At 71.8% G+C, this 21,561-nt stretch carries 20 protein-coding genes; 14 read left to right on the top strand and 6 right to left on the bottom strand.

The window, feature by feature from the left end:
* Window positions 1–7 precede the first annotated feature (7 nt).
* Window positions 8–646, bottom strand: coding sequence for a response regulator transcription factor (locus tag WBG79_RS19965; protein WP_337358978.1), 639 nt, complete (start codon window positions 644–646; stop codon window positions 8–10).
* Entirely contained in the window at window positions 643–1,887 is a 1,245-nt protein-coding gene (locus WBG79_RS19960) for a sensor histidine kinase (RefSeq protein WP_337358977.1), read from the bottom strand. The genes WBG79_RS19965 and WBG79_RS19960 overlap by 4 nt, the downstream gene beginning before the upstream one ends.
* A 304-nt stretch (window positions 1,888–2,191) precedes the next feature.
* Between WBG79_RS19960 and WBG79_RS19955 the strand changes: the two genes are divergently transcribed.
* From WBG79_RS19955 to WBG79_RS19945, 3 genes are read left to right on the top strand one after another with little or no spacing between them, the layout of a single operon-like run.
* The gene (locus WBG79_RS19955) at window positions 2,192–3,433 is read left to right on the top strand and encodes an ABC transporter substrate-binding protein (protein WP_337358976.1); all 1,242 of its coding nucleotides are present in this window, start codon (window positions 2,192–2,194) and stop codon (window positions 3,431–3,433) included.
* 23 nt (window positions 3,434–3,456) lie between these two features.
* A complete protein-coding gene (locus WBG79_RS19950; protein WP_337358975.1) occupies window positions 3,457–4,365 on the top strand; it encodes a carbohydrate ABC transporter permease in 909 nt (302 codons plus the stop codon).
* Complete coding sequence (locus tag WBG79_RS19945; RefSeq protein ID WP_337358974.1) at window positions 4,362–5,282, top strand: carbohydrate ABC transporter permease; 921 nt, start codon at window positions 4,362–4,364, stop codon at window positions 5,280–5,282. Before WBG79_RS19950 ends, WBG79_RS19945 begins: the two co-directional genes overlap by 4 nt.
* A 33-nt stretch (window positions 5,283–5,315) precedes the next feature.
* On the opposite strand, the gene WBG79_RS19940 is transcribed toward WBG79_RS19945, so the two are convergent.
* Window positions 5,316–6,500 (bottom strand): mandelate racemase/muconate lactonizing enzyme family protein, encoded by a 1,185-nt coding sequence (locus WBG79_RS19940; RefSeq protein ID WP_337358973.1) that lies wholly within the window; start codon window positions 6,498–6,500, stop codon window positions 5,316–5,318.
* A gap of 293 nt (window positions 6,501–6,793) precedes the next feature.
* On the opposite strand from WBG79_RS19940, the gene WBG79_RS19935 reads away from it, so the two are divergent.
* The 8 genes from WBG79_RS19935 (at window position 6,794) to WBG79_RS19900 (ending at window position 15,789) form a co-directional block, all read left to right on the top strand.
* On the top strand, window positions 6,794–8,512 hold the full coding sequence (locus WBG79_RS19935; RefSeq protein WP_337358972.1) for an SMP-30/gluconolactonase/LRE family protein: 1,719 nt from the start codon (window positions 6,794–6,796) through the stop codon (window positions 8,510–8,512).
* A 9-nt stretch (window positions 8,513–8,521) separates the two neighbouring features.
* Complete coding sequence (locus WBG79_RS19930) at window positions 8,522–9,613, top strand: ABC transporter ATP-binding protein (protein WP_337358971.1); 1,092 nt, start codon at window positions 8,522–8,524, stop codon at window positions 9,611–9,613.
* On the top strand, window positions 9,610–10,383 hold the full coding sequence (locus WBG79_RS19925) for an SDR family NAD(P)-dependent oxidoreductase (protein WP_337358970.1): 774 nt from the start codon (window positions 9,610–9,612) through the stop codon (window positions 10,381–10,383). The genes WBG79_RS19930 and WBG79_RS19925 overlap by 4 nt, the downstream gene beginning before the upstream one ends.
* A gap of 81 nt (window positions 10,384–10,464) precedes the next feature.
* The gene (locus WBG79_RS19920) at window positions 10,465–11,748 is read left to right on the top strand and encodes an ABC transporter substrate-binding protein (RefSeq protein ID WP_337358969.1); all 1,284 of its coding nucleotides are present in this window, start codon (window positions 10,465–10,467) and stop codon (window positions 11,746–11,748) included.
* A 187-nt stretch (window positions 11,749–11,935) separates the two neighbouring features.
* The gene (locus WBG79_RS19915; RefSeq protein WP_337358968.1) at window positions 11,936–12,862 is read left to right on the top strand and encodes a carbohydrate ABC transporter permease; all 927 of its coding nucleotides are present in this window, start codon (window positions 11,936–11,938) and stop codon (window positions 12,860–12,862) included.
* Window positions 12,862–13,698 carry a carbohydrate ABC transporter permease gene (locus WBG79_RS19910; protein ID WP_337358967.1) on the top strand — a complete coding sequence of 279 codons (837 nt, stop codon included), beginning with the start codon at window positions 12,862–12,864 and terminating at the stop codon, window positions 13,696–13,698. Before WBG79_RS19915 ends, WBG79_RS19910 begins: the two co-directional genes overlap by 1 nt.
* The gene (locus WBG79_RS19905) at window positions 13,695–14,630 is read left to right on the top strand and encodes a dihydrodipicolinate synthase family protein (protein WP_337358966.1); all 936 of its coding nucleotides are present in this window, start codon (window positions 13,695–13,697) and stop codon (window positions 14,628–14,630) included. The genes WBG79_RS19910 and WBG79_RS19905 overlap by 4 nt, the downstream gene beginning before the upstream one ends.
* Complete coding sequence (locus tag WBG79_RS19900; RefSeq protein WP_337358965.1) at window positions 14,617–15,789, top strand: mandelate racemase/muconate lactonizing enzyme family protein; 1,173 nt, start codon at window positions 14,617–14,619, stop codon at window positions 15,787–15,789. The genes WBG79_RS19905 and WBG79_RS19900 overlap by 14 nt, the downstream gene beginning before the upstream one ends.
* 201 nt (window positions 15,790–15,990) lie before the next feature.
* Here WBG79_RS19900 and WBG79_RS19895 read toward each other — a convergent pair whose 3' ends face one another.
* From WBG79_RS19895 to WBG79_RS19885, 3 genes are read right to left on the bottom strand one after another with little or no spacing between them, the layout of a single operon-like run.
* On the bottom strand, window positions 15,991–18,249 hold the full coding sequence (locus WBG79_RS19895; RefSeq protein ID WP_337358964.1) for a xanthine dehydrogenase family protein molybdopterin-binding subunit: 2,259 nt from the start codon (window positions 18,247–18,249) through the stop codon (window positions 15,991–15,993).
* Window positions 18,242–19,300, bottom strand: a complete 1,059-nt coding sequence (locus tag WBG79_RS19890) for an FAD binding domain-containing protein (RefSeq protein ID WP_337358963.1) — start codon at window positions 19,298–19,300, stop codon at window positions 18,242–18,244. The genes WBG79_RS19895 and WBG79_RS19890 overlap by 8 nt, the downstream gene beginning before the upstream one ends.
* Entirely contained in the window at window positions 19,297–19,794 is a 498-nt protein-coding gene (locus WBG79_RS19885) for a (2Fe-2S)-binding protein (protein ID WP_337358962.1), read from the bottom strand. Before WBG79_RS19885 ends, WBG79_RS19890 begins: the two co-directional genes overlap by 4 nt.
* 205 nt (window positions 19,795–19,999) lie before the next feature.
* Between WBG79_RS19885 and WBG79_RS19880 the strand changes: the two genes are divergently transcribed.
* The 3 genes from WBG79_RS19880 (at window position 20,000) to WBG79_RS19870 (ending at window position 21,542) form a co-directional block, all read left to right on the top strand.
* Window positions 20,000–20,623: a TetR/AcrR family transcriptional regulator gene (locus WBG79_RS19880; protein ID WP_337358961.1), complete on the top strand. Its 624-nt coding sequence runs from the start codon at window positions 20,000–20,002 to the stop codon at window positions 20,621–20,623.
* 92 nt (window positions 20,624–20,715) lie between these two features.
* Entirely contained in the window at window positions 20,716–21,105 is a 390-nt protein-coding gene (locus WBG79_RS19875; protein ID WP_337358960.1) for a hypothetical protein, read from the top strand.
* Window positions 21,106–21,278: 173 nt separating this feature from the next.
* Window positions 21,279–21,542 (top strand): hypothetical protein, encoded by a 264-nt coding sequence (locus WBG79_RS19870; protein ID WP_337358959.1) that lies wholly within the window; start codon window positions 21,279–21,281, stop codon window positions 21,540–21,542.
* Window positions 21,543–21,561: the final 19 nt, after the last annotated feature.

Here is a 21,561-nt window from a genome sequence, read left to right as displayed (position 1 = left end):
CGAGGCGTCAGATCAGCCGGAGCCGGCGGGCGTTGGCGAGGGCCATCACCCGGTTGTTGGCCTGCAGCTTCTCCAGGATCGACTGGGTGTAGCTGCGGATCGTGTTGGGTTTCAGCGCCAGTTCGGCGGCCATCTCGCGGGTGCTGAGGCCGCGGGCGAGCAGGCGCAGCACCTCGAGCTCCCGCTCGGACAGGCGCTGGTATCCGCCCTCGATGTAGTCCTCGTCGCGCGCGTCCCGCCGTTCCCGCCCGGTCAGGCGCGGGTCGACCACCCGTGCGCCGCCGAGGATCGAGCGGAGCGCCCTGACGAGGTCGAGCGTCGAGGCGTCCTTGAGCAGGACGCCGGAGGCGCCGCGCTTCAGGCACTCCCGGATCGCCTCGCCGTCGTCGTAGGCGGTGAGGATCACGATGCGGGCCCCGGGCGCCTGCTCCTTCAAGAGTCCGATCAGGTCCGTCGCCAGGTCGTCCTTGAGGCGGAGATCGAGCAGGATGAGGTCCGGGCGGGTCGTCTCGGCCTTCTGCAGGGCCTGCCGGGCGTCCTGGGCCGTCCCCACGACCTCGAACTCGGGTGCGTCGCCGATCATGTCCGCCACGCCCCTTAGCACGATCGGATGATCGTCGACCACGACCACGCGCGCCGGCGTCATGCGCGGCTCCGGGTGTCGAGCGTCGCGCTCACGACCGTGCCTCCGCCCTGCAGGCGGCGGGTGGTCAGGCGCCCGCCCAGCCGGTCGAGGCGGCGCCGGAGGGAGGAGAGGCCCATGCCGGCTCCCGTCCAGCCCTTGGACGCGGCCGCCCGGGACGCACCGGGCAGGCCGATGCCGTCGTCCTGGACGACGACCGACGTCCGCTCGGGGTCGAAATGGAGGGTGAGGACCACTGTGCGCGCCTCGGCGTGCTTCTCGACATTGTGCAGGGCTTCCCGGGCCACCGCCACGAGGGTGCCGAAGACGTCCGGCGGCAGGGCACGGCGGGCCCCCGACACGACGACGTCGGAGGGGATGCCGCTTCGGGCACTGAACATGCCGGCGAGGATCCGAAGTTCGGTCTCGAGCTCGAGATCCTTCTGCGGCTGTCCGATGGTGCGCAGGATCTCGCGCAGGTGAGCGCCGGCGCGCGAGGCCTCCGCTTCGATGGCCCTGAGGGTGCCGGCGAGTTCCGGGGCGATCTGCTCCGCGCGGGAGGCGGAGCGCTTGGCGGAGGCGCCGATCCCGAACAGGATTTGGCCGATGGTGTCGTGCAGGTCGACGGCGATCCGCTCCCGCTCGGCAGCGATCTCGGTGGCGGCCCTCTCGCGGGCCTGGCGGGCGGCGGCCAGGGCCGGCGCGACCATGCGGGCGAAGCGCGCCAGCAGGACACGGCTGTGTGCGGGGTCCGGCTTGGCGACCCGGTTTCCCGCGAGGAGCAGGCCGACGAGCCCGCCGTTCAGCTCGATCGGCAGGCCGATATACTCCTCCAGCTGCTCGGGCTCGACGCGGTTCGCGAGGTGAGCGGCGTAGCGTCCTCCGAGGACCAGGTCGGCCCGGCGGCCGGATTCCGGGTTGAAGGCGTAGATCGCCTCCGGCGCCGCGTGGGGCTCGAACAGGAGCGGCAGCCGCAGGGACATGATCGTGCCCATGAAGCCCTGCCCGAAGTCGATGTCGACGCGAAGCCGGGCGAACCATTCGCTGATCGCACCGGCGTTGCCGAGCATCGCGACGGTCCGGTCGGACCCCGGCGCGGCCAGGCCGACGACGTCGACCCCGGAAAGGGCCCGGGCCTTCTCGGCCGCACGCGTGGCGACGACCACGGGATCGAGGATTCCCGCGAGGCCGTCGATCCCCGCGATCAGTTCCTCGAGCTCCGCCTGGGTGAGCCTCCTTGCGTGACCGTCCGCATCCGTCGCCATGGCGTCGCTTCGGGATCCCTTCGACGTCCCAGGCTCCCCGGGAGCCGGCCCAGCCGATTGTAGGAGCGTGCGGGCACGGCCGCAACGCGGCGGCTGCGGAGGAATGACGGAGACGCATGCCTCGTCACCGCTGCGACAGGCAAGCCGTTCCTTGACGCTGGGCTCCGCAAGGCGGAAGTTATCCGACCAAGACAAGAGCATCGACTCCGATCGACGGGCGCGTGCTGGATTCCTCAAGAGTCCGGGACCGTACCGACTTGGAGATCCGTGCCGGCCGAGAAGACATCCGGGAGGAAAATTGTCGATGCAAGGCGCTGGAAAGCTGGCGTTCACAGCCGCGTTCCTGCTTTCGATCTCGCGTGTCCCCGCGGCAGACGGGCTGAAGATCGAAGTGATCCACAACATGTCGGCCCAGTCCCAGCAGCCGGCCGTGCAGGTCCTCGTCGACGCCCTGAAGGAACGGGGCGTCCGCTGGGTGGACAACGCCTTCGCGACGGGGCCCGCCGCCCGGGCCGCCATGGTCCACAGGGCCGCGACCGGCGAGCCCGCGGCGGTCATGTTCGTCCATTCCAAGCTCCTGTTCCGGGAACTGACCGAACGCGGCCTGACGGCGTCGGTCGGTCCGCCGGGCTGGCGGGACTGGAAGGACAAGGTGGCCCCGGAGATCTGGGAGGAGATGACCGGCGCGGACGGGCGGGTGATCTTCACGCCCATCATCCTCGGCATCCACAACGTCGCTTTCCTGAACAAGGCCATCCTGAAGCGCGCGGGGGCGGAGACGCCTCAGACCTGGGATGAGTTCTTCGTCGTCCTTCAGCGCATCCGCGGGCTCGGCGGCGTGGTTCCGCTCGCCTTCACGGATGCGCCGGTGCAGCTCTTCCAGACCTTCCACAACCTCGTGGCGGGATTGGGAGGACGGCCGCTCTACCAGTCGATCTTCGTCGAGCACGACCCCCGCGCCTTCGACCGGCCGGAGTTCAGAAGGGTGGCCGAGGCTTTGCGCCGGCTGAAGCCCTTCACGGATCCGGGGCGCACCTCGCGGGTCTGGCAGGACGCCGCCATGATGGTGGCCTCGGGGCGCGCCGGCGCGCTGGTGTACGGCACCTTCGCGCTGCAGCCCTTCATCACCGCCGGCAAGCTGCCCGGCGAGGACGTGGAATGCGCCAACCTCGGCGGCGTCGCGATCCTCGGCCCGAACGGGTTCATGTACGGCCGGCCGGAGAGCGAGGCGCAGCGCGAGGCGCAGAACCGCTTCGCGGCGACCGTCATGGACCCGGAGGTCCAGGCCCTGTTCGTCGAAGCCTACGGCGGGTTTCCGACGCGGCGGGACGCCGACCGATCGACGCTCAACGGTTGCATGGAGAGCGCCGGCGAGGGCCTCGCCGACCCGGCGCGGACCGTCAAGGACCCGTCGCTGACCATGGACCCGCGCCGGATCGGGGCGGTCCAGGACGCGGTGGTCGAGTTCTGGGCCAACGAAGACGAGAGCATCGAGGCCTTCGCGGGCAAGCTCAAGGCCGCCGTCGCCGCCAGGGACGGTCGCTGAGTGTCCGGGACGGGCGGACCCCGATGACGACCGGCGCCGGGCGGCGTGGCGTGCGCTCGCGCTGGATCGCGCAGGCGGCGATCCTGCCCGGCATGCTGCTGCTGTTCGGCGGGCTGGTCGGCAGCGCGGCCTATTCGCTGGTCATCTCGTTCACCGACACGGGGCTGATGCCGAGCTTCACCTTCGTGGGGCTCGAGCAATACCGGGAGCTCTTCGGCAACACGCGCTGGCTCAGGGCGACCGGCAACGTCGCCGCCTACGGCATCATCTCGGTCGTCGCCACGACGGCGCTGGGGACGTCGCTGGCGGTGGCGCTCGACCGCGGGGTCCGTCACGAGGGCATCGTGCGGGCGCTGGTCCTCTATCCGTTCGCGACCTCCTTCATCGTCACCGGCGTGGTCTGGCGCTGGGCGCTCGACCCGACCTTCGGCATCGATTCCCTGCTGCGTTCGGCCGGCCTGCCCGCCACCGGGATCCGCTGGCTCTCGGATCCGCACACGGTGATCTACGCGCTGGCGCTCGCGGGCGTCTGGCACAGCGCCGGGGTGGTGATGCTGATCGTGCTCGCGGGCCTGCGCAGCATCGACCCGGACATCTGGCGGGCGGCGCGCGTCGACGGCATTCCGTCGTGGCGCGTCTACGTCTCCATCGTGTTCCCGTCGCTCGGCCCGTTCTGGGTGACCAGCATGATGATCCTCTCCGTCGGTGTCGTGAAGCTCCACGACCTCGTCGTCTCGATGACCAACGGGGGGCCGGGCTTCGCGTCCGACGTGCCCGCGCGCTTCATCATGGACTATCTCTTCGAGCGCCAGAGCGCCGGGCTGGCGAGCGCCGGCGTCGTCGTGATGCTGTCCACCGTGGCGATCGTGGTCTCGCCCCTCCTCTTCATGCGCAGCCTGAAGTCCGCCGGGCGCCGGCGGTTCGGCCGATGACGGCCCCCGTCGTCGGCCGGTGGATCGTCGTCGCGGAGCCGACCGGGCGCAGGCCCCGACGCCTCGGGACCGGCCGCCTCCTGATCACCGCGTGGCTGGTGGTCTGCCTCGTGTTCTTCGCGACGCCGCTCTACCTGATGATCTCGACCTCGCTGAAGCCGATGGACGAGGTCCGGCTCGGCACCATGTTCCACTGGCCGTCGGCGCCGAGCGTCGTGCCCTGGGCGGATGCCTGGCTGCGCGCCTGCACGGGCGCCGTCTGCCGGGGCCTGCAACCGGGATTCGTCAACTCGGTCAAGCTCGCTGTACCGAGTGTCCTCGCCATGGTGGCGGTCGGGGTGCTGAACGGCTACGCGCTCGCCTTCTGGCGACCCTGGGGATCGGCGCTCATGCTCAACGTGACCTACGTGGTCGCCTTCATCCCCTACCAAGTGATCGTCTACCCGCTCGTCCGCCTGGTCACGGCCGCCAAGTTGTCCAACTCCGTGACGGCGGCCGTGCTGGTCCACGTGATCTACCACATGCCCTTGATGACGCTCCTGTTCTTCAACTATTTCCGCACGGTCTCGACGGAGCTCTTCAATGCCGCCCGGGTCGACGGTGCCGGGTTCTGGCGACTGCTCGTCAGCATCGTCCTGCCGGTGTCGCTGCCCGCGATGGGCGTCGCGGCGATCCTCGCCGTGACGGTCGTGTGGAACGACTACCAGATCGCGCTCACCTTCGCGGGGCGAGCCAACCTGCCCATGACGGTGCAGCTGGCGCATCTGGTCGAGTCCGAATCCGGCTCGAAATTCTACAACATCCAGATGGCCGCCACCCTGCTGACCAGCCTGGTCCCGCTGCTCGTTTATTTCTTGAGCGGTCGCTGGTTCGTCGCGGGTCTGGCGGGCGGGGAGACCGATCGCCGGGGGCCCTGACGCCCTCGTCGACCGGCGTTCCGGCGCGGCGGCTCAGTAGAGCGGCTTGACGGGGAACCAGTCCGGGCGGGCGGGGTCCAGGTAGGCGCCGGAGATGCCGTCGACCCGGTAGCGCTCGAGGAGGCCGACGTCCGGGTCGACGCCGAGGCCGGGTGCCTGCGGCACCGGGAAGGCGCCGCGGTCGAGCCGGGGGCCGTTCGGGGCGATGTCGCCGGCGAGGTAGGTCTGCTCGGTGTCGATGGCGAGGGTCATGTTGGGAAGCGCGGCGGCGAGGTGCACGTAGGCGGCCTGCGACAGGGCCAGTTCGCCGCCGGAATGGAGCGTCACCGGAATGCCGACCGCCTCGCAGATCGCCGCCTGCTTGACCACCTGCCAGCATCCGCCGGCCTCGTGCGGGTCGAGCAGGACGACGTCGGCGGCGCCGAGGCGCACGATGTTGCCAACGTCCGACAGGGTATAGGCGCTCTCGTCGAGGGCGATCGGGACGGGGGTCGCGCGGCGCAGGTCGGCGTGGCCCTGCAGGTCGTCCAGCTCGAGCGGCTGCTCCACGTAGGCGAGGTTGTAGGGCGCGAGGCGGGCGAGCTGGCGCTTCGCCGTGCCGGGCGTCCAGGCGCCGTTGACGTCGGCACGCACGTCGCGCTCGCCGACGACGGAGCGGACCGCGTCGACGAGCGGCACGTCGCTCTCCATCGAGACGCCGATCTTGATCTTGAAGGTGGAGAAGCCGGCGTCGAGGAAGCGCTTCGCGGCGTCGCGGACGTCGGACGGGCGGGAGACGAAGATGTAGCCGGAGGCCTCGACCCGATCGCGCCAGAGCCCGCCCCAGAGGGCGTGGAGGGGCAGGCCGGCGCGGCGGCCGAGCGCGTCCCACATGGCCATCTCGAGTGCCGCGATCGCCATCACGGCGGCCCGCTTGTGGTGGTAGTAGCCGGCGCCGAGGACCTTGCGGTGCAGCCTCTCGGCATCCGCCACGTTCATCCCCGCGGCGAGCGGTGCGACGGCGCGGGCGAAGACGGCCGGAACGGCGTCGAGAAGCGAGATCGTCTCGCCCCAGCCCACGCCGCCGTCGCGCGTCTCCAGACGGACGACGAGGCGCGTGGTGCCCGACCGCGCCCCCGACCCCCAGTGGATCGTCTCGGCGAAGGGCATGCGGACGAGCCAGTGGTCGATCCGGGCGATCTCGGCAGCGGGGTCACGGGGCGTGGATGTCATGTCCATCATATGAATTCCGGCGCGGGGGTGGAGTCAAGACGGAGGGGCCGGTCCAAGGGGTTCCTTTGGCCCGGACCTTTCGACCCGCATTCCCGGACCGCGCCGCAGATCCGCGGACCGGCGCGGGCGGCACGACGGAGGGCCGCGGCCGGCGGAGGGCGCTGGATCCCGGCTCTCCGCTTCGCTCCGGCCGGGAATGCGGGAGGGTGTGGGAGTTCCGGCTGCGGTGCCGGGCGCTCGCGCTTGACGTGGAACATGCGTCCACATATTGGTACTCCACAAAGGAGACGGAGGCGGCGGTGAAGCGGCTGGCGGTGGTGGATCCGGGGGGCGAGGACGCGGCGGGGCGGGAGATTCCCGGCGCGCAGGCCCTGCGGCGCGGCCTGTCCCTGCTCGACATCGTGGCCGACGAGGCGGGGCTGCGCTTCTCCGAGATCGCGGAGCGGGCCGGGCTCACCCGGGCCACGGCCCATCGCATGCTGTCGACCCTGGTGGAGGCGGGCCTGCTCCGGGTCGACGAGCGCGACCAGAGCTATCACCTGGGCTTCCGCCTCTTCGAGATGGCGCACCGGGTGTGGGATCAGTTCGACCTCCGCAGCGCCGCCGAGCCGGAGCTGGAGCGCCTGCGCGACCTCGCCGGGGAGACCGTCCGGCTCGCCATCCTGGACCGGGACGAGATCCTCTACGTGGACCAGCGCGAGGCGCACCAGGCGGTGCGGCTCGGCAACGGGGTCGGCGGCCGGGCAGCGGCCCATGCGAGCGGGGCCGGCAAGGCGATCCTGGCGCATCTGGAGCCGCTGATCCGCGAGCAGCTCCTCAACCGTCTCGCGCTCCGGCGCTTCACCCCCAACACCATCACGGACCGCGCCGACCTCGCCCAGCACCTCGACCTCACCAAGGCGCGCGGCTACGCGGTCTCGTTCGAGGAGCAGAACGACGGGGTCAGCTCGGTCGCCGCCGCGATCCTCGACCACAAGGCCAGGGCCATCGGCGCGGTGGCCATCGTCGGGCCGGCCTACCGGCTCGGCCTCGACCGCCTGCATGCGCTCGGGCGCGACGTCATGGCGGCGGCGCGGCGCATCTCGGGCAATGCCGGACAGGTGGCGATGTCCATCACGACCAGTCCCCGTCCGCTCGGCCCCGACCGCGGCGACGTCGCCTCCGTGGTGCCCACCACCGCCTTCCTGGGCGAGGGGCCGACCTGGCTGCCGGCGGAGCGGCGGATCGCCTTCGTGGACATCCTGGCGCCGGCCGTGATCGTCGCCGACCCGGCCGACGGGTCGTTCCAGGCGCACCCGATGCCCGAGCTCGTCAGCGCGGTCGTGCCGCGGCGGCGCGGGGGCTGGCTGGTCGCCATGCAGACGGGCCTCAAGGCGGTCGACCCGGACTTCGGCAAGGTGACCACCATCGCGGCGCCGGAGGCCGGCAAGCCGGGCAACCGCTTCAACGACGGCAAGTGCGACCGGCGCGGCCGCTTCTGGGCCGGCACCCTCGCCATCGACACGACACCCGGCCACGGCAGCCTCTACCGGCTCGACGCGGACGGGCGCTGCACCCGGATGGACGAGGGCTTCCACGTCTCCAACGGGCTCGGCTGGAGTCCCGACGACCGGCGCTTCTACTTCACCGATACCGGCGCCGGCCGCATCCACGTCTACGACTTCGACCTGGAGACGGGGACGATCGCCAACCGGCGCCTGTTCGCCGAGGTCGCCCCGGGGACCGGCGTGCCGGACGGACTCGCGGTCGACGCGGAGGGCTTCGTCTGGTCGGCTCATTGGGACGGCTGGTGCATCACGCGCTACGACCCGGACGGCAGGGTCGACCGGGTGATCAACCTGCCGGTCCCGCGGCCGACGAGCTGCTGCTTCGGCGGGCCGGACCTCTCGACGCTCTACGTCACCAGTGCGCGCATCCGGCTCAACGCCCAGCAGCTCGCCGAGGCGCCGCTGTCCGGCAGCGTCTTCGCCGTGCAGGCCGGCGTGCGCGGTCTCCCCGAAACCCCCTTCGCCGGCTGAGGGCCGCCCATGTCGTCCATCGCGCTGTCCGGCGTCACCAAGAGCTTCGGCACGACGCCCGTGCTGCACGGCATCGACCTCGCGATCGGCAACGGCGAGTTCGTCGTTTTCGTCGGTCCCTCGGGTTGCGGGAAGTCGACCCTGCTCAGGCTCATCTGCGGGCTCGACGAGGTGACGGCCGGCACCATCGCGTTCGAGGGCGAGGTGGTGAACGACGTGCCGCCGGCCAAGCGCGGCATCGCCATGGTGTTCCAGAGCTACGCGCTCTATCCGCACATGACGGTCGCGGAGAACATGGGCTACGCCCTCAAGCTCGCCGGCACCGACAAGGCCGAGATCGCCCGGCGGGTCGGCGAGGCTGCGGCCGTGCTGAGGCTCGATCGTCTGCTCGACCGCAAGCCGCGCCAGCTCTCCGGCGGCCAGCGTCAGCGGGTCGCCATCGGCCGGGCGATCGTGCGCAAGCCGCGCATCTTTCTCTTCGACGAGCCCTTGTCGAACCTCGACGCGGCGCTCCGGGTCGACATGCGCGGCGAGATCGCGGCGCTGAAGCAACGGCTCGGAACCACCATGGTGTACGTCACCCACGATCAGGTCGAGGCGATGACGCTCGCCGACAAGATCGTGGTGCTCAACGCGGGGCGCATCGAGCAGGTGGGCACGCCGCTCGACCTCTATCGGGCGCCCGCCAACCTGTTCGTGGCGGGCTTCATCGGCTCGCCGCGCATGAACCTGATCCCGGCCACGATCGCGGGCGGCGCGCCGGTCCTGCCGGGCCGGATCGTGCTGCCGGTCGACACCGGAATGCCGGCGGGCGCGACGGCGTCCGTGGGGGTCAGGGCGGAGCACCTGACGATCCTGGAGCAGCCGACCGGCACGAGCCTCGCCGGCGTCACCCGGCTCGTCGAGCATCTCGGATCGGACCTCTACGCCCACGTGGCGGTGGAGGGTGTCGAGACGCCGGTCATCGTGCGCAAGGCGGGCGACGGCACGCTGTCGACCGGCCAGCGGGTGCATGTCGGCCTCGACCCGGCGCAGGTCCATCTCTTCGACGCCGAGGGCCGCCGCGTGGCGCCCCGGCTCCAGCGGGCGAGTGCGGCATGACGGGCGGGGCGCGCTATCCGGACCTCGACGGTCGGCCCGTGCTGGTCACGGGCGCGGGCTCGGGCATCGGCTCGGTCGTCGCGGCGCATTTCGCCGGGCAGGGCGCGCGGGTCGCCGGCATCGACGTCAACGGCGAGACGCTCGCGCGGACCCGCGCCGAGATCGAGGCGCAGACCGGCCGCCGGATCGCTACCGCGGTCGTCGATTTGCGCGACATCGGGGCCATGGAGGCCGCCATCCAGGCGCTCGCGGCGGAGACGGGGGCGTTCCGCGTCCTCGTCAACAATGCCGGGGACGACGCGCGGCTGCCCTGGGACCAGGTCACGCCGGACTACTGGGACGACCGCTTCGCCGTGAACGTCCGCCACCAGTTCTTCGCCGCTAAGGCGGTGGCGCCGGGCATGGCGGCGGCGGGCGGCGGGTCGATCGTCAACCTGGGCTCGATCTCGTGGATGATGGGCGCCGCGGGGCTGATCGCCTACACGACGGGCAAGTCGGCCATCATGGGGCTGACCAAGTCGCTCGCCCGCGAGCTCGGGCCCCTGAAGATCCGGGTCAATTCCATCGCGCCCGGCATGATCTGGACCGAGAAGCAGATCGCGCGGGCGAAGGCCGATGACCCGGCCAAGTTCGACCGCTACCTCGACCGCCAGTGCATCAAGGAACACCTCGACGCCGGCGACGTGGCGCGGCTCGCACTGTGGCTCGCCTCCGACGAGAGCCGGCGCTGCGCGGGCCAGACCTACGTCGTCGACGGGGGCGTCGTTTGACATTCAAACCGGGGCGGCGCGGGGCCCCGGCGCAAAGAGACGTGCCAGGCCGCCCGCGGGCCTGAACCGGAGGACAATGCCATGACCACGATTTCGCGCCGGCAGTTCGGCGGGCTTCTCGCCGCGGGCGCCGCCTCGATGGCGCTCACCCGCGGAGCCGCGGCCCAGGGGGACGGCGTCAGCTTCATGAGCTTCAGTTACGCCGAGGAGCCCAACAAGCCGCTGGTGCAGAAGCTGCTCGACGGCTGCAAGGCGGCGACGGGCGTCTCGGTGGAGCCGATCGGCTCTGCCTGGGGCGACGTGCAGAAGAACATCCTGCTGCGCCAGCGCTCGCGCACGCTGCCGACCACCGCCCAGCTCTCCGAGCGGTGGCTGCCCGCCATGGCGCAGCTCCCCGAGATCGTGAACCTCGACGAGGCGATCGGCCGGGACAAGCTCCTCGCCGTCATGGACCCGAAGGTGCTGGCCATGGGGCAGGTCGGCGGGAAAACCTTCGCGATCCCGCTGATCACCGGGTCCATCGGCATGATCGCCAACAAGGAGGTGCTGGAGAAGGCGGGCGTCGGCGTGCCGCAGACGATCGACCAGTTCCGCGCCGCCTGCCTGGCCGTGCGCGACAAGGTGGCGAACTCGGTGCCCTTCGCGGCCGCCACCAAGAACCCGAATTCGATCCCGCTCGACTTCATGATCATGGTCTGGGCGCATGGCGGGCGGATCATCGACGAGACCGGCAAGGTCCTGGTCAACAGCCCGGAGGCCAAGGCGGCGCTCGGGCTCATGGCCGGCATGATGAAGGACCGGCTGATCGCGCCGGAGATCGACCGGCCGGATTCGCGCCGGCTGTTCGCGCAAGGGGCGGCGGCCTTCTACATCGACGCGCCGCAGACGCGCGCCTTCGTGCGCTCCTTCTCGGGCAAGGGCGAGGCCGCGGACGCCTTCGTGCTGCCGATGAAGACCCCGGTCCTGAAGGCCGGCGACACGCCGCGCTCGATCCAGTGGGGCCACCTGGTCTCGGCCTTCAAGAGCCCGGCCGTGTCCGGGGCCGACTCGCCGGGGGTCAAGTGGCTCGCCTACCTGCTCTCCGACGCGGCGCAGGGATCCTTCCCGCCGGCCCTCTCGGCGCTGCCGACCACCAAGTCGGCGCAGGCGATGCCGATCGTGCAGAACGATCCCTTCTTCAAGGCCTGGGCGGAGGCGACGGGCACGCCGCTCACCAACGAGATCGGCGTCTGGTCGAATGCGCCGGAGCTCTCGACGATCCTGTCGGAGGAGGTCCAGGCGGCCCTGCTCGGGCAGAAGACGGCCGACCAGGCCATCGGCTCGATGGCGAGCCGCATGGAAGCCAGCATGGCGAAGAAGGGGTGACGGCCCGGAGGCGGGCCGCCGGACAGCGCGGCGGCCCGCCCCGTTCCGACGACCCGCCGCCCCGACCGCGACCGCGCGACGGGCATGCCTGGGCGGGACGGTCGTGCCTTGACGATCCGAGCCCCCGGCACGGTCCGGGGACCCGTCGCGCCCCCGGCCTTCAGCGAACCACAGCGAGCAACCGTCCGTGACCCTCGTCGCCGGCACCTCCCTCCGCATCTCTCCCCTGGCCCGGCGGGGCGGCCTGAAGGCGGCCGAGCGCCGGACCGGGTGGCTCTTCCTCCTGCCCGCGCTGACGGCTTTCGCGATCGTCATCCTGACGCCGTTCCTCAGGGCGCTCGGCCTCGGCTTCACCCGCTACGACCTGCAGACGCCGGAACCGGTCTTCGTCGGGCTCGCCAACTTCCGGACCATCCTGGCGACCCCCGAGATCCTCGGCGCCTTCGCGACGACCGCCCTCTACGTGGTCTTCGCCACGGCGGGGTCGGTCGTGCTCGGGCTCGCCTGGGCGCTGATCCTGAACCAGCCGTTCCGGGGCCGTGCGGCGCTCCGGGCGCTCTCGCTGATCCCCTGGGTGCTGCCGTCGACGGTGACGGCCTTCGTGTGGGGCTGGATCTTCAACTCCCGCTTCGGCGTCCTCAACGCGCTCCTCCTCTCGATGGGCGCGATCCCGTATCCGACCGCGTGGCTCTCCACGCCGAGCGGGGCCATGACGGCGATCGTGATGACCAAGGTGTGGTTCTCGATCCCGCTCTTCATGTCCTTCTTCCTCGCCGGGCTGCAGAGCCTCGACAAGGAACAGATCGAGGCGGCGCGGGTGGACGGGGCGGGGAACCGGGCGATCCTCACCGACCACATCCTGCCGCACCTCAGGCCGGTGCTGCTGGTCGTCGTGGTGCTCGGGGTGATCGGCAACCTGCAGCATTTCGACACGATCTTCGCCCTGACGGGCGGCGGGCCCGTGCGGGCGACCTCGGTGCTGTCGATCGAGGTCTATCGCCGCGCCTTCGACCAGTGGGACATCGGCATGGCCTCGGCGATCGGCCTCCTGTGGGTCGCCACCATTCTGCCGGCCGCCTACTTCTACCTCCGCCATCTCCTGAGGGGCGCCTGATGCTCGACCTTTCGTCGCCGATGGCGCGCACGGTGTTCCTGGCGGTGGCCGGGGCGATCGCCCTCTACCTGTTCTTCCCGATCTACTGGCTGGTTATCTCCGCCTTCAAGGCGAATGGCGAGCTCTACCGGATCGTCCCGACTCTCTTTCCGCACGAGCCGACGCTCGACCATTTCCGCACGGCGCTGGGCCAGGGGCGGCTGCCGGAGCAGCTCCGCAACAGCCTGACGGTCTCGCTCTCGTCGGCCTCCGTCAACACGGCGCTCGCCATCTACGCCGGCTATTCCTTCGCCAAGTTCCAGTATGCCGGACGGCGCCTGGTGATGGTGATGCTGCTCTCCGCGCAGGTCTTTCCCTTCGGCCTGCTGCTGATCAGCCTCTACCCGATCGTCACGTCGCTCGGGCTGATTGATACCCGGATCGCGCTCGTCTTCAGCTACATCGTCTTCGCGCTGCCGGTCTCCACCTACATGTTCTACTCCTACTTCACCCAGGTGCCGTCCGAGATGATCGAGGCGGCGCGGGCGGACGGGGCGAGCGAACTCCGGATCTTCCACACCATCATCCTGCCGGTCAGCGTGCCGGCGGTGGTGACCGTCTTCCTCTACGGCTTCATGTGGTCGTGGAACGACCTCCTCTACGCCATGACCCTGATCGTCTCCGAGGACAAGCGGACGATCGGGCCGGGCATGCTGCTGACCTACCTGAACGAGGTCAACGCCGACTGGGGCGGGGCCATGGCTGCCTCGATCGTCGCCTCGGCCCCCATCGTCGTGGCCTTCGCGTTCCTCCAGCGCTGGTTCATCCAGGGCGTCACCGCGGGATCCGTGAAATGACCAAGCTCTCCGGGGTCTTCCCCGTCCTGCCGACCCCCTTCGCCGAGGACGGGTCGATCGACCCGGCGGCGCTCGGGCCGATCGTCGCCTTCGTGCTCGAGGCGGGGGCGGACGGGGTCGTGTATCCCGGCATGGCGAGCGAGGTGGAGACGCTGGCGCCGGAGGAGCGGGCCCTGCTCGTCGCCGAGGTGGGACGCCTCGTCGGCGGCCGGGTGCCCCTGATCGTGGGGGCGAGCGACGCGGACCCGGGGCGAGCGGCGGCGCGGGCCGAGGAGGGACGACGGGCCGGGGCACGGGCGGCGATGATCATGGCGCCGGCCGGCAACGGGCCGGACGTGGCCAAGCACGTCGCCTTCTATGCGGCCGTCGCAGCCGCGACTGACCTTCCCATCATGCTGCAGAACGCGCCGCAGCCGATGGGCGCCGGCCTCTCCCCCGAGGCGGTGGCCGAGATCGTCCGGGCGGTGCCCGCGATCCGCTTCGTCAAGGAGGAGACGCTGCCCTGCGGGCAGCACGTGACGGCGCTCCTCGCGGCGGTTGGCGACCGGCTCGACGGGGTCTTCGGCGGCGCGGGGGCGCGCTATGTGATGGACGAACTGGCCCGCGGGGCGGCCGGGACGATGCCGGCGAGCGAGCTGACCGACGTCCACGTGGCGCTCGTCAGGGCCTTCCGGGCGGGCGACCGCGCGATCGCGCGGCGGCTCTATGCGCGGAGCCTGCCGCTCCTCCTCGTCCAGGCCGTGTTCCGGGTCCGGCTCACCAAGGCGGTGCTGGCCGCCCGCGGGCTCCTGCGGTCGACCCACGCCCGGGCGGCGGGGCCGCGGTTCGACGCCCACGACGGTGAGGAGCTCGAGGCGCTCGTCGACGAGGCGGCCGATCTCTTCGCCATCCACCCCGTCACGAGCCCGAAGGCCCGCCATGCCGCCGCTTGACGCCATCGCCAAGGTCGAGAGCTTCATCGTCTCGATCCCGCGCGACGTGCCCTATCTCGGCCCCCTCCGGCCGGGCGAGACCGTCAACGAGAAGGGCTACGTGATCCGCAAGGGCAACCGCTCGATCTACCCGACGTCCGACATGTCTGTGCTTATCAAGATCACGGGCGAGAGCGGGCGGGTCGGCTGGGGCGAGACCTACGGCATCGTGGCGCCGCATGCGGTGAAGCACATCATCGACGACGTGCTGGGTCCGGTCATGCGCGGGCGCGATCCCGGCGACCCGGTCGTGCTGCACGAGGACCTCTACGACCTCATGCGCGTGCGGGGCTTCTTCGGCGGCTTTTACGTGGATGCGCTGGCGGGGGTCGACATCGCGGTCTGGGACCTGTTCGGCAAGGCGGTCGGCCGGCCGCTCGCGAGCCTTCTCGGGGGCACGCGGCATCCGACCATCCCGGCCTACGTCTCCGGCCTGCCGAAGGCGACGCTCCAGGAGCGCTGCGACCTGGCGGTGGAGTGGGTCGGCAAGGGCTTCCGGGGCATCAAGTTCGCGGCGGCGATGTCGGACGACGGCATCCTCGCCGAGATGGCGGCTCTGCGCGAGGCGGTCGGGCCGACGGTGGACCTGATGGTCGACCTGCACTGGAAGTTCAACGCCGCGGAGGCGATCCGGCTGATCCGGCGGCTGGAGGCCCACAACCTCACCTTCGCCGAGGCGCCCGTGGAGCCGGAGGACATCGAGGGCCAGGCGGCGGTCGCGCGCGGCATCGGCTGTCCGCTGGCGCTCGGCGAGGAGTGGCGGACCGTCTTCGAGTACCGGCCGCGCTTCGAGAAGCGCTGCATGTCCGTGATCCAGCCCGAGATGGGGCACACGGGGGTCACCGAATTCCTGCAGATCGGCCGGATGGCGCATGCCTTCCACGTCGACACGATCCCGCATGCGGCGATCGGCATCGGCGTCTTCATGGCGGCGAGCCTGCAGGCGACGGCGGCGCTCAAGAAGGTGCCCTACCACGAGTACCAGCACTCGATCTTCGACAAGAACCTGCGCTTCGTGACCGGCGACATGGCCTGCGCGGACGGGGCCTACACGGTCCCGACCGGGGCGGGTATAGGGGTCGAGCCGCAGGAGGCGGTGTTCGACTTCGTGATCGGCTGATGCCCGGGGCGGGCGAGGCCGCGCCCGAACGACGGTCTCGTGCCCGGCCTATGACGTCTCAACCCCTTGCACGGCCTTCGTTTCTGTCATGCCCGGGCTTGTCCCGGGCATCCTTGAACCGCGTTCGGTCTTCGTGGCGTGGATTGCCGGGACGAGCCCGGCAATGACAGACCGAAAGGTCGGATCGCCGTGGGGCCCGTGTCAAAGACCGATCAGGTCCTCGATCCGCACGGGGAAGCGGCGCGGGCGGATGCCGGTGGCGTGGCGGATCGCGTTGGCGATGGCGCCGGCCGAGCCGGTGATGCCGAGCTCGCCGACCCCCTTGATGCCGAGGGCGTTGACGATCCGGTCCTCCTCGGGAACCGTCAGCGCCTCCAGGTAGGGCAGGTCGGCGTTCACGGGCACGCGGTATTCGGCCAGGTTGGCGTTCACGATGCGGCCCGTGCGCGGGTCGGTCAGGGCTTCCTCGTGGAGCGCGAAGCCGAGGCCCCAGATCATGCCGCCGAGGAGCTGGCTGCGGGCGAGGCGCGGGTTGACGATCCGGCCCGCCGCGAAGGCACCGACGAGGCGCGTGCAGCGGACCTGCCCGAGCTCCGGATCGACCTTGACCTCCGCGAAGACGGCCCCGTGGGCGTGCATGGCGTAGGCGGCCTGGGCGGCGGGGTCCATGGCGGCCTGGCCGCGGGCGTCGATCTCGGCGAGGCCGGCGCGGGCGAGGATCTCGGCATAGGCCTCGCTGCGGCTCTCGTCGTCGCGCCGGTGCAGGCGTCCGCCGCGCGCGACCACCCCGGCGTTGCCGGCGCCGTAGAGGGGCGAGCGGTCGTCGGCCGTCGCGAGGTCGGCGAGCCGCGCGATGACGGCCGCGCCGGCATTGTGGATGGCCATGCCGGCCGTGGCCGTATGGGCGGAGCCGCCCGCGATGCCGGCATCGGGCAGGTCGGAGCGGCCGGACCGGAACTCGACCGCGTCGAGGTCGAGGCCGAGGCTGTCGGCGGCGACCTGGGCCAGCGCGGTCCAGGCGCCCTGGCCCATGTCGTGCGCCCCGATCTCCATGCGGCCGCGGCCGTCGGCGGCGATCACGGCGCGGGCCTCGCCCTGGAACATGAGCGCGGGGAAGAGCGCCGTGCCGACCCCCCAGCCGACCAGGAAGCCGTCCTGGTCGCGCATCGAGCGGGGCTCGAGCGGTCGTCCGGCCCAGCCGAAGGCCTCGGCGCCGCGGTCGTAGCAGGCGCGCAGGGCCTTGGACGAGAAGGGCTTGCCGGTGATCGGCTCGACCTCCGCGTAGTTGGCGAGCCGGAAGGCGAGCGGATCCATGCCGGCCGCCGCCGCGGCCTCGTCGATGGCGCTCTCCAGCGCGATCGAGCCGGTCGCCTCGCCGGGCGCGCGCATGAAGAGGGGCGTGCCGGTGTCGTTGCGGACGCCCTCGTGGGCGGTCACGATGGCGGGGCTCGCGTAGAGCGCATGCGAGGCGTCCGCGGCGGGCTCGTAGAACTCGTCGAAGCTCGAGGTCGCGACCTTGGCCCGGTGTTCCAGCGCGGTCAGCCGCCCCTCCGCGTCGGTGCCGATGCGGAGCCGCTGGCGCGTCGGGGCGCGATGGCCGGTCGGGCCGTACATCTGCTCTCGGCGCAGCACCAGCTTCACGGGCCTGCCGACGAGGCGGGCCGCCAGCACGCCGAGGATCTGCGGGCCGGTCAGGAAGCCCTTGGAGCCGAAGCCGCCGCCCAGGAAGGGGCTGCGGATCAGGATGTTGTCGAGGGGGATGCCGAAGAGGCCAGCGAGCCGCATCCGCGCCATGCCGAGGCCCTGGCTCGGCGTGTCGACGGTCAGCCGGTCGCCGTCCCAGGCGGCGACCACCGCATGGGGCTCCATGGCATTGTGATACTGCGGCGGGGTCTCGATGGTCAGGTCGACCCGGTGGGCGGCGGCGGCGAGGCCCGCCTCGACGTCGCCGTGGCGGACTTCGGCCGGATGGCCGGGGCCGACCACGGGCGGCACGTGCGGCGCCTCGGCGTCGAGGCCGATGCGCGGGGGCTCGACCTCGTAGTCCGGGGCGAGCAGGGCCGCCCCCTCGGTCGCAGCCTCGAGCGTCTCGGCGATCACGACCGCGATAGGCTGGCCGGCATAGCGCACGCGGTCGTTCTGCAGGACGTCGATCCTGAACATGAAGGGGTTGAGCTTGGCGTCGGGGTCCATGGCGAGGGGCGGGCGGTTCGCCGGGGTCATGACCTCCACCACGCCCGGATGGGCGAGCGCCGCCGCGCGGTCGAGGCGGACCACGCGGCCGCGCGCGACGGTGCTCGTGGCGAGCACGGCATGGAGCAGGCCCGGCGGACGGTGGTCGGCCGCGAATGGGGCGGCGCCGGTGACCTTCAGGACGCCGTCGCGGCGGGTCAGCGGCTGGCCGACGTTCGAGCCGTGGCGCTGGTGCAGGGCGTTCTCGGTGAGACGGAGGTCAGGCATCCTGGAGCACTCCCGGGGCGGTGGCGAAGGGCGAGGCGGGCAGGGCGGGCAGGCGCTCGGGCGTGCCGGCCGCCGCTAGGGCAAGGGCGCGGGCCGCCACGCGGCGGGCCAGCTCGATCTTGAAGGCGTTGTCGCCGGAGGGGTGGGCCTCGGCGAGGGCGAGGCCGGCGGCCCGGCGGAAGGCGTCCCGGCCGGGCGTCGCGCCGAGGAGGGCGGCCTCCGCCTCGCGGGCCCGCCAGGGCTTCGCGGCGACGCCGCCCAGGGCGATGCGGGCTTCGACGATCCGGTCCCCGTCCAGCCGCAGCGCGGCGGCGGCGGAGACGAGCGCGAAGGCGTAAGAGGTGCGCTCCCGGAGCTTCACGTAGCGGGCGTGGCCGGCGAAGCCGAGGGCCGCCGCCGGCAGGCGGAGGGCGACGATCAGGTCTCCCGGCTCCAGCACGGTCTCGCGCTCGGGCGTGTCGCCGGGAAGGCGGTGGAGCTGCTCGAGCGGGATCTCGCGGCGGCCGGACGTCCCCTCGACCTCGACGGACGCGTCGAGGGCGACGAGGGGGACGGCGAAGTCGGACGGGTGGGTGGCGATGCAGGCGTCGGACCAGCCGAGCACGGCGTGCAGGCGGTTCTCGCCGCCTCGCGCGTCGCAACCTGTGCCCGGGTCGCGGCGGTTGCAGGCGCTGGCGGGATCGTAGAAGTAGGGACAGCGGGTGCGCTGCAGGAGGTTGCCGCCGACGGTCGCGGCATTGCGGAGCTGGGCGGAGGCGCCCGACAGCAGTGCCTCGGCGACCGCCGGACAGGTGCGGGCGAAGGCGGGATCGTGGGCGAGGTCGGCATTGCGGACGAGCGCGCCGATGCGCAAGCCCCCGTCGGGCATCGTCTCGACCCGGTCAAGGCCGGGCAGGCGGGTGACGTCGACGAGGCGGGCGGGGCGCGCGACGCCGCCCTTCATCAGGTCGAGCAGGTTGGTGCCGGCGGCGAGGTAGGCGGAGCCGGGGGCGCGGGCGGCCTCGACGGCCTCGGCGAGGGTGGCGGGGCGGACGTAGTCGAAGCGGTTCATGCGGACCTCCGGGCGTCGGTGCCAGCGAGGGCGGCCTGGGCCTCCAGGATCGCCTCGGTGATGCCCGCATAGGCGCCGCAGCGGCAGAGATTGCCGCTCATCGCCTCGCGGATCCGCTCCGGGTCGGCGCCCGCCTGGCCCTCGCGGATGAGCCCGATGGCGCTCATGATCTGGCCGGGCGTGCAGAAGCCGCACTGGAAGGCGTCGTGGGCGATGAAGGCGGCCTGCACCGGGTCGAGCGCGCCCTCCCGGCCGACGCCCTCGATGGTGGTGATCTCGGCGCCGTCGAGGCTGACCGCCAGGGCGAGGCAGGCGTTGATGCGCCGGCCGTCGACCAGGACCGTGCAGGCTCCGCACTGGCCGCGGTCGCAGCCCTTCTTGGTGCCCGTGAGGTCGAGGCGCTCGCGCAGGAGGTCGAGGAGCGTCATGCGCGGATCGTCGAGATCGATCTCCCGGCGGCTGCCGTTGACGGTGAGGACGATGGAATGGGACATGCCGTGCTCCGATCGTGTTAGGGTGGAGTGGCTCGACGCGAAGGGGCCCGCGGCGGCCGGTCGGCGCCGCGCGTCGGATGGCTCTGAAAAGGTCGGGTTCGTCGGCGCCCGATCGCGGGGCCGGAGAGCGCGGTCGCCAGCGACCGTGAAATCACTTATACGGAGGGTGCCTCCGTTTTGCAAGAGGCGAAACCGGCCGGACGCGATGACGAGCGACCTCACCACAAGACCCCGGCGGCCACGCTCGGACGCGGCGCGCAACCGGGAGCGCGTGCTGGAGGCCGCCAAGGCGGTCTTCAGCGCGGGCGGCGCCGAGGCGAGCCTCGAGGCGGTGGCGCGCCGGGCCGGCGTCGGAATCGGCACGCTCTATCGCCATTTCCCGACCCGCGAGGCGCTGTTCGAGGCGGTCTACCGCCGCGAGGTGGAGCAACTCGTGGAACTCGCCGAGAGCCTCGGTTCGGAGCCGGACCCGGTCAAGGCGCTGCGCCGCTGGCTCGGCTCCAACGTCGCCTTCGTGGCCACCAAGAAGGGCATGGCGTCGGCGCTCGAACTCACCGTCAACGCCTCCTCCAGCCTGACCGTCTGCTCGGCGGAGCGGCTCGCCTCCGCGGTCGGCGCCCTTCTCGACCGGGCGGTGGCGGCCGGCCGGATCCGCGCGGACATCGGGCCCCAGGACCTCCTGAGGGCGCTGGTCGGCATGTGCTACATGCACACCCAGCCTGGCTGGCAGGACAGTGTCCTGCGGCTCCTGGACGTCTTCGTCGACGGCCTGTGCCAGGGCGCGCCGCGCGCGGCGGACCGGGCGGAGGCCGACACGTCGTCCGGATGAGGGACGCAGGGCGGGTTCCGGCCGCGCTCGCGGTGTTGACGGGGCGGGACGCGCGGCCGATGATCCTGCATCCATGCAGGAACCAGCATGCCATGGCTGACGGGAACAGGTCGGAGCGTCCGGCACGGCAGAAGCGGGTCGCCGTTCCCGGCCTGCTGGCGGCTGTCCTCGTCCTCGCCGGCACCACGGGCGGCGCCGGGCAGGAAGGTCCGGCGGAGGCCGCCATGGACGGCTACGTGCGGTGCATCGAGGACGCGGCCGATCGGCTGAAGGACTCCTGCGAGCCCGCCATGGTCGTGGTCACCGCCACGATGGCCAGCTGCATGCCGGCGCGAAGGGCGGTGGAGATGGCGATCCTGCCTTTCCACAGGTTTTATGAAGAGATGATCGTGACCATGGCCGGCATCGACCAGGCCCAGCGCGACCGGCTGCTCGCGCGGCTGGTCGCCTACCGGATCGGCCGCCGCTGCCCGACGGATTGACCGTCCCGGTACCCCGCCGCCGCTGCCCCGCGCCGGCACTCCGTCGGCCCGGTCCCGAGAGCCCGGCCTTTGTTGCCGATCGGTCACTTCACGCTCGGGCTGTTCCATGCGAAAACCTGAATTCAAGCAGAGCTCGCGCTGATCGAGAGAAGGCGGCCGGTCGAGGAGGGGGCGTGAGGCAGGTCCTGGCTTTACTGGCGATTGTGGCCTGGTCGGTGCCGGCCGCGGCGGCCGACCTCGGGGCGCGGCCGGTGGGGCCACCGGTGCTGGTCGCCCCGCCTCCGGCCGCGGAGGTTCGCGTCGTCGAGCCGCTGCCGCCCTACGCCGTGCGGCCGAATCCGCGGCGCTTCCTGCACGACGTCTACTGGGGATCCTATCGGCCGTGGTGGGGACCGAACTGCTACTGGCGGTACGGCTATCAGGTCTGCCGGCCGTGACCGGGCCGCAAGCCCAAGC

Source organism: Prosthecomicrobium sp. N25 (genome assembly GCF_037203705.1).
Taxonomy (GTDB): Bacteria; Pseudomonadota; Alphaproteobacteria; order Rhizobiales; family Ancalomicrobiaceae; genus Prosthecodimorpha.
Note: the sequence above shows the minus strand (reverse complement) of the source record. Positions and strands in the feature narration are given on the sequence as shown.

Excerpts from the sequence above, each read along its gene's own strand:
- WBG79_RS19965 (WP_337358978.1), bottom strand. The coding sequence starts at position 646 with ATGACGCCGGCGCGCGTGGTCGTGGTCGACGATCATCCGATCGTGCTA.
- WBG79_RS19960 (WP_337358977.1), bottom strand. The coding sequence starts at position 1,887 with ATGGCGACGGATGCGGACGGTCACGCAAGGAGGCTCACCCAGGCGGAG.
- WBG79_RS19955 (WP_337358976.1), top strand. The coding sequence starts at position 2,192 with ATGCAAGGCGCTGGAAAGCTGGCGTTCACAGCCGCGTTCCTGCTTTCG.
- WBG79_RS19950 (WP_337358975.1), top strand. The coding sequence starts at position 3,457 with ATGACGACCGGCGCCGGGCGGCGTGGCGTGCGCTCGCGCTGGATCGCG.
- WBG79_RS19945 (WP_337358974.1), top strand. The coding sequence starts at position 4,362 with ATGACGGCCCCCGTCGTCGGCCGGTGGATCGTCGTCGCGGAGCCGACC.
- WBG79_RS19940 (WP_337358973.1), bottom strand. The coding sequence starts at position 6,500 with ATGGACATGACATCCACGCCCCGTGACCCCGCTGCCGAGATCGCCCGG.
- WBG79_RS19930 (WP_337358971.1), top strand. The coding sequence starts at position 8,522 with ATGTCGTCCATCGCGCTGTCCGGCGTCACCAAGAGCTTCGGCACGACG.
- WBG79_RS19925 (WP_337358970.1), top strand. The coding sequence starts at position 9,610 with ATGACGGGCGGGGCGCGCTATCCGGACCTCGACGGTCGGCCCGTGCTG.
- WBG79_RS19920 (WP_337358969.1), top strand. The coding sequence starts at position 10,465 with ATGACCACGATTTCGCGCCGGCAGTTCGGCGGGCTTCTCGCCGCGGGC.
- WBG79_RS19910 (WP_337358967.1), top strand. The coding sequence starts at position 12,862 with ATGCTCGACCTTTCGTCGCCGATGGCGCGCACGGTGTTCCTGGCGGTG.
- WBG79_RS19905 (WP_337358966.1), top strand. The coding sequence starts at position 13,695 with ATGACCAAGCTCTCCGGGGTCTTCCCCGTCCTGCCGACCCCCTTCGCC.
- WBG79_RS19900 (WP_337358965.1), top strand. The coding sequence starts at position 14,617 with ATGCCGCCGCTTGACGCCATCGCCAAGGTCGAGAGCTTCATCGTCTCG.
- WBG79_RS19895 (WP_337358964.1), bottom strand. The coding sequence starts at position 18,249 with ATGCCTGACCTCCGTCTCACCGAGAACGCCCTGCACCAGCGCCACGGC.
- WBG79_RS19890 (WP_337358963.1), bottom strand. The coding sequence starts at position 19,300 with ATGAACCGCTTCGACTACGTCCGCCCCGCCACCCTCGCCGAGGCCGTC.
- WBG79_RS19885 (WP_337358962.1), bottom strand. The coding sequence starts at position 19,794 with ATGTCCCATTCCATCGTCCTCACCGTCAACGGCAGCCGCCGGGAGATC.
- WBG79_RS19880 (WP_337358961.1), top strand. The coding sequence starts at position 20,000 with ATGACGAGCGACCTCACCACAAGACCCCGGCGGCCACGCTCGGACGCG.
- WBG79_RS19875 (WP_337358960.1), top strand. The coding sequence starts at position 20,716 with ATGGCTGACGGGAACAGGTCGGAGCGTCCGGCACGGCAGAAGCGGGTC.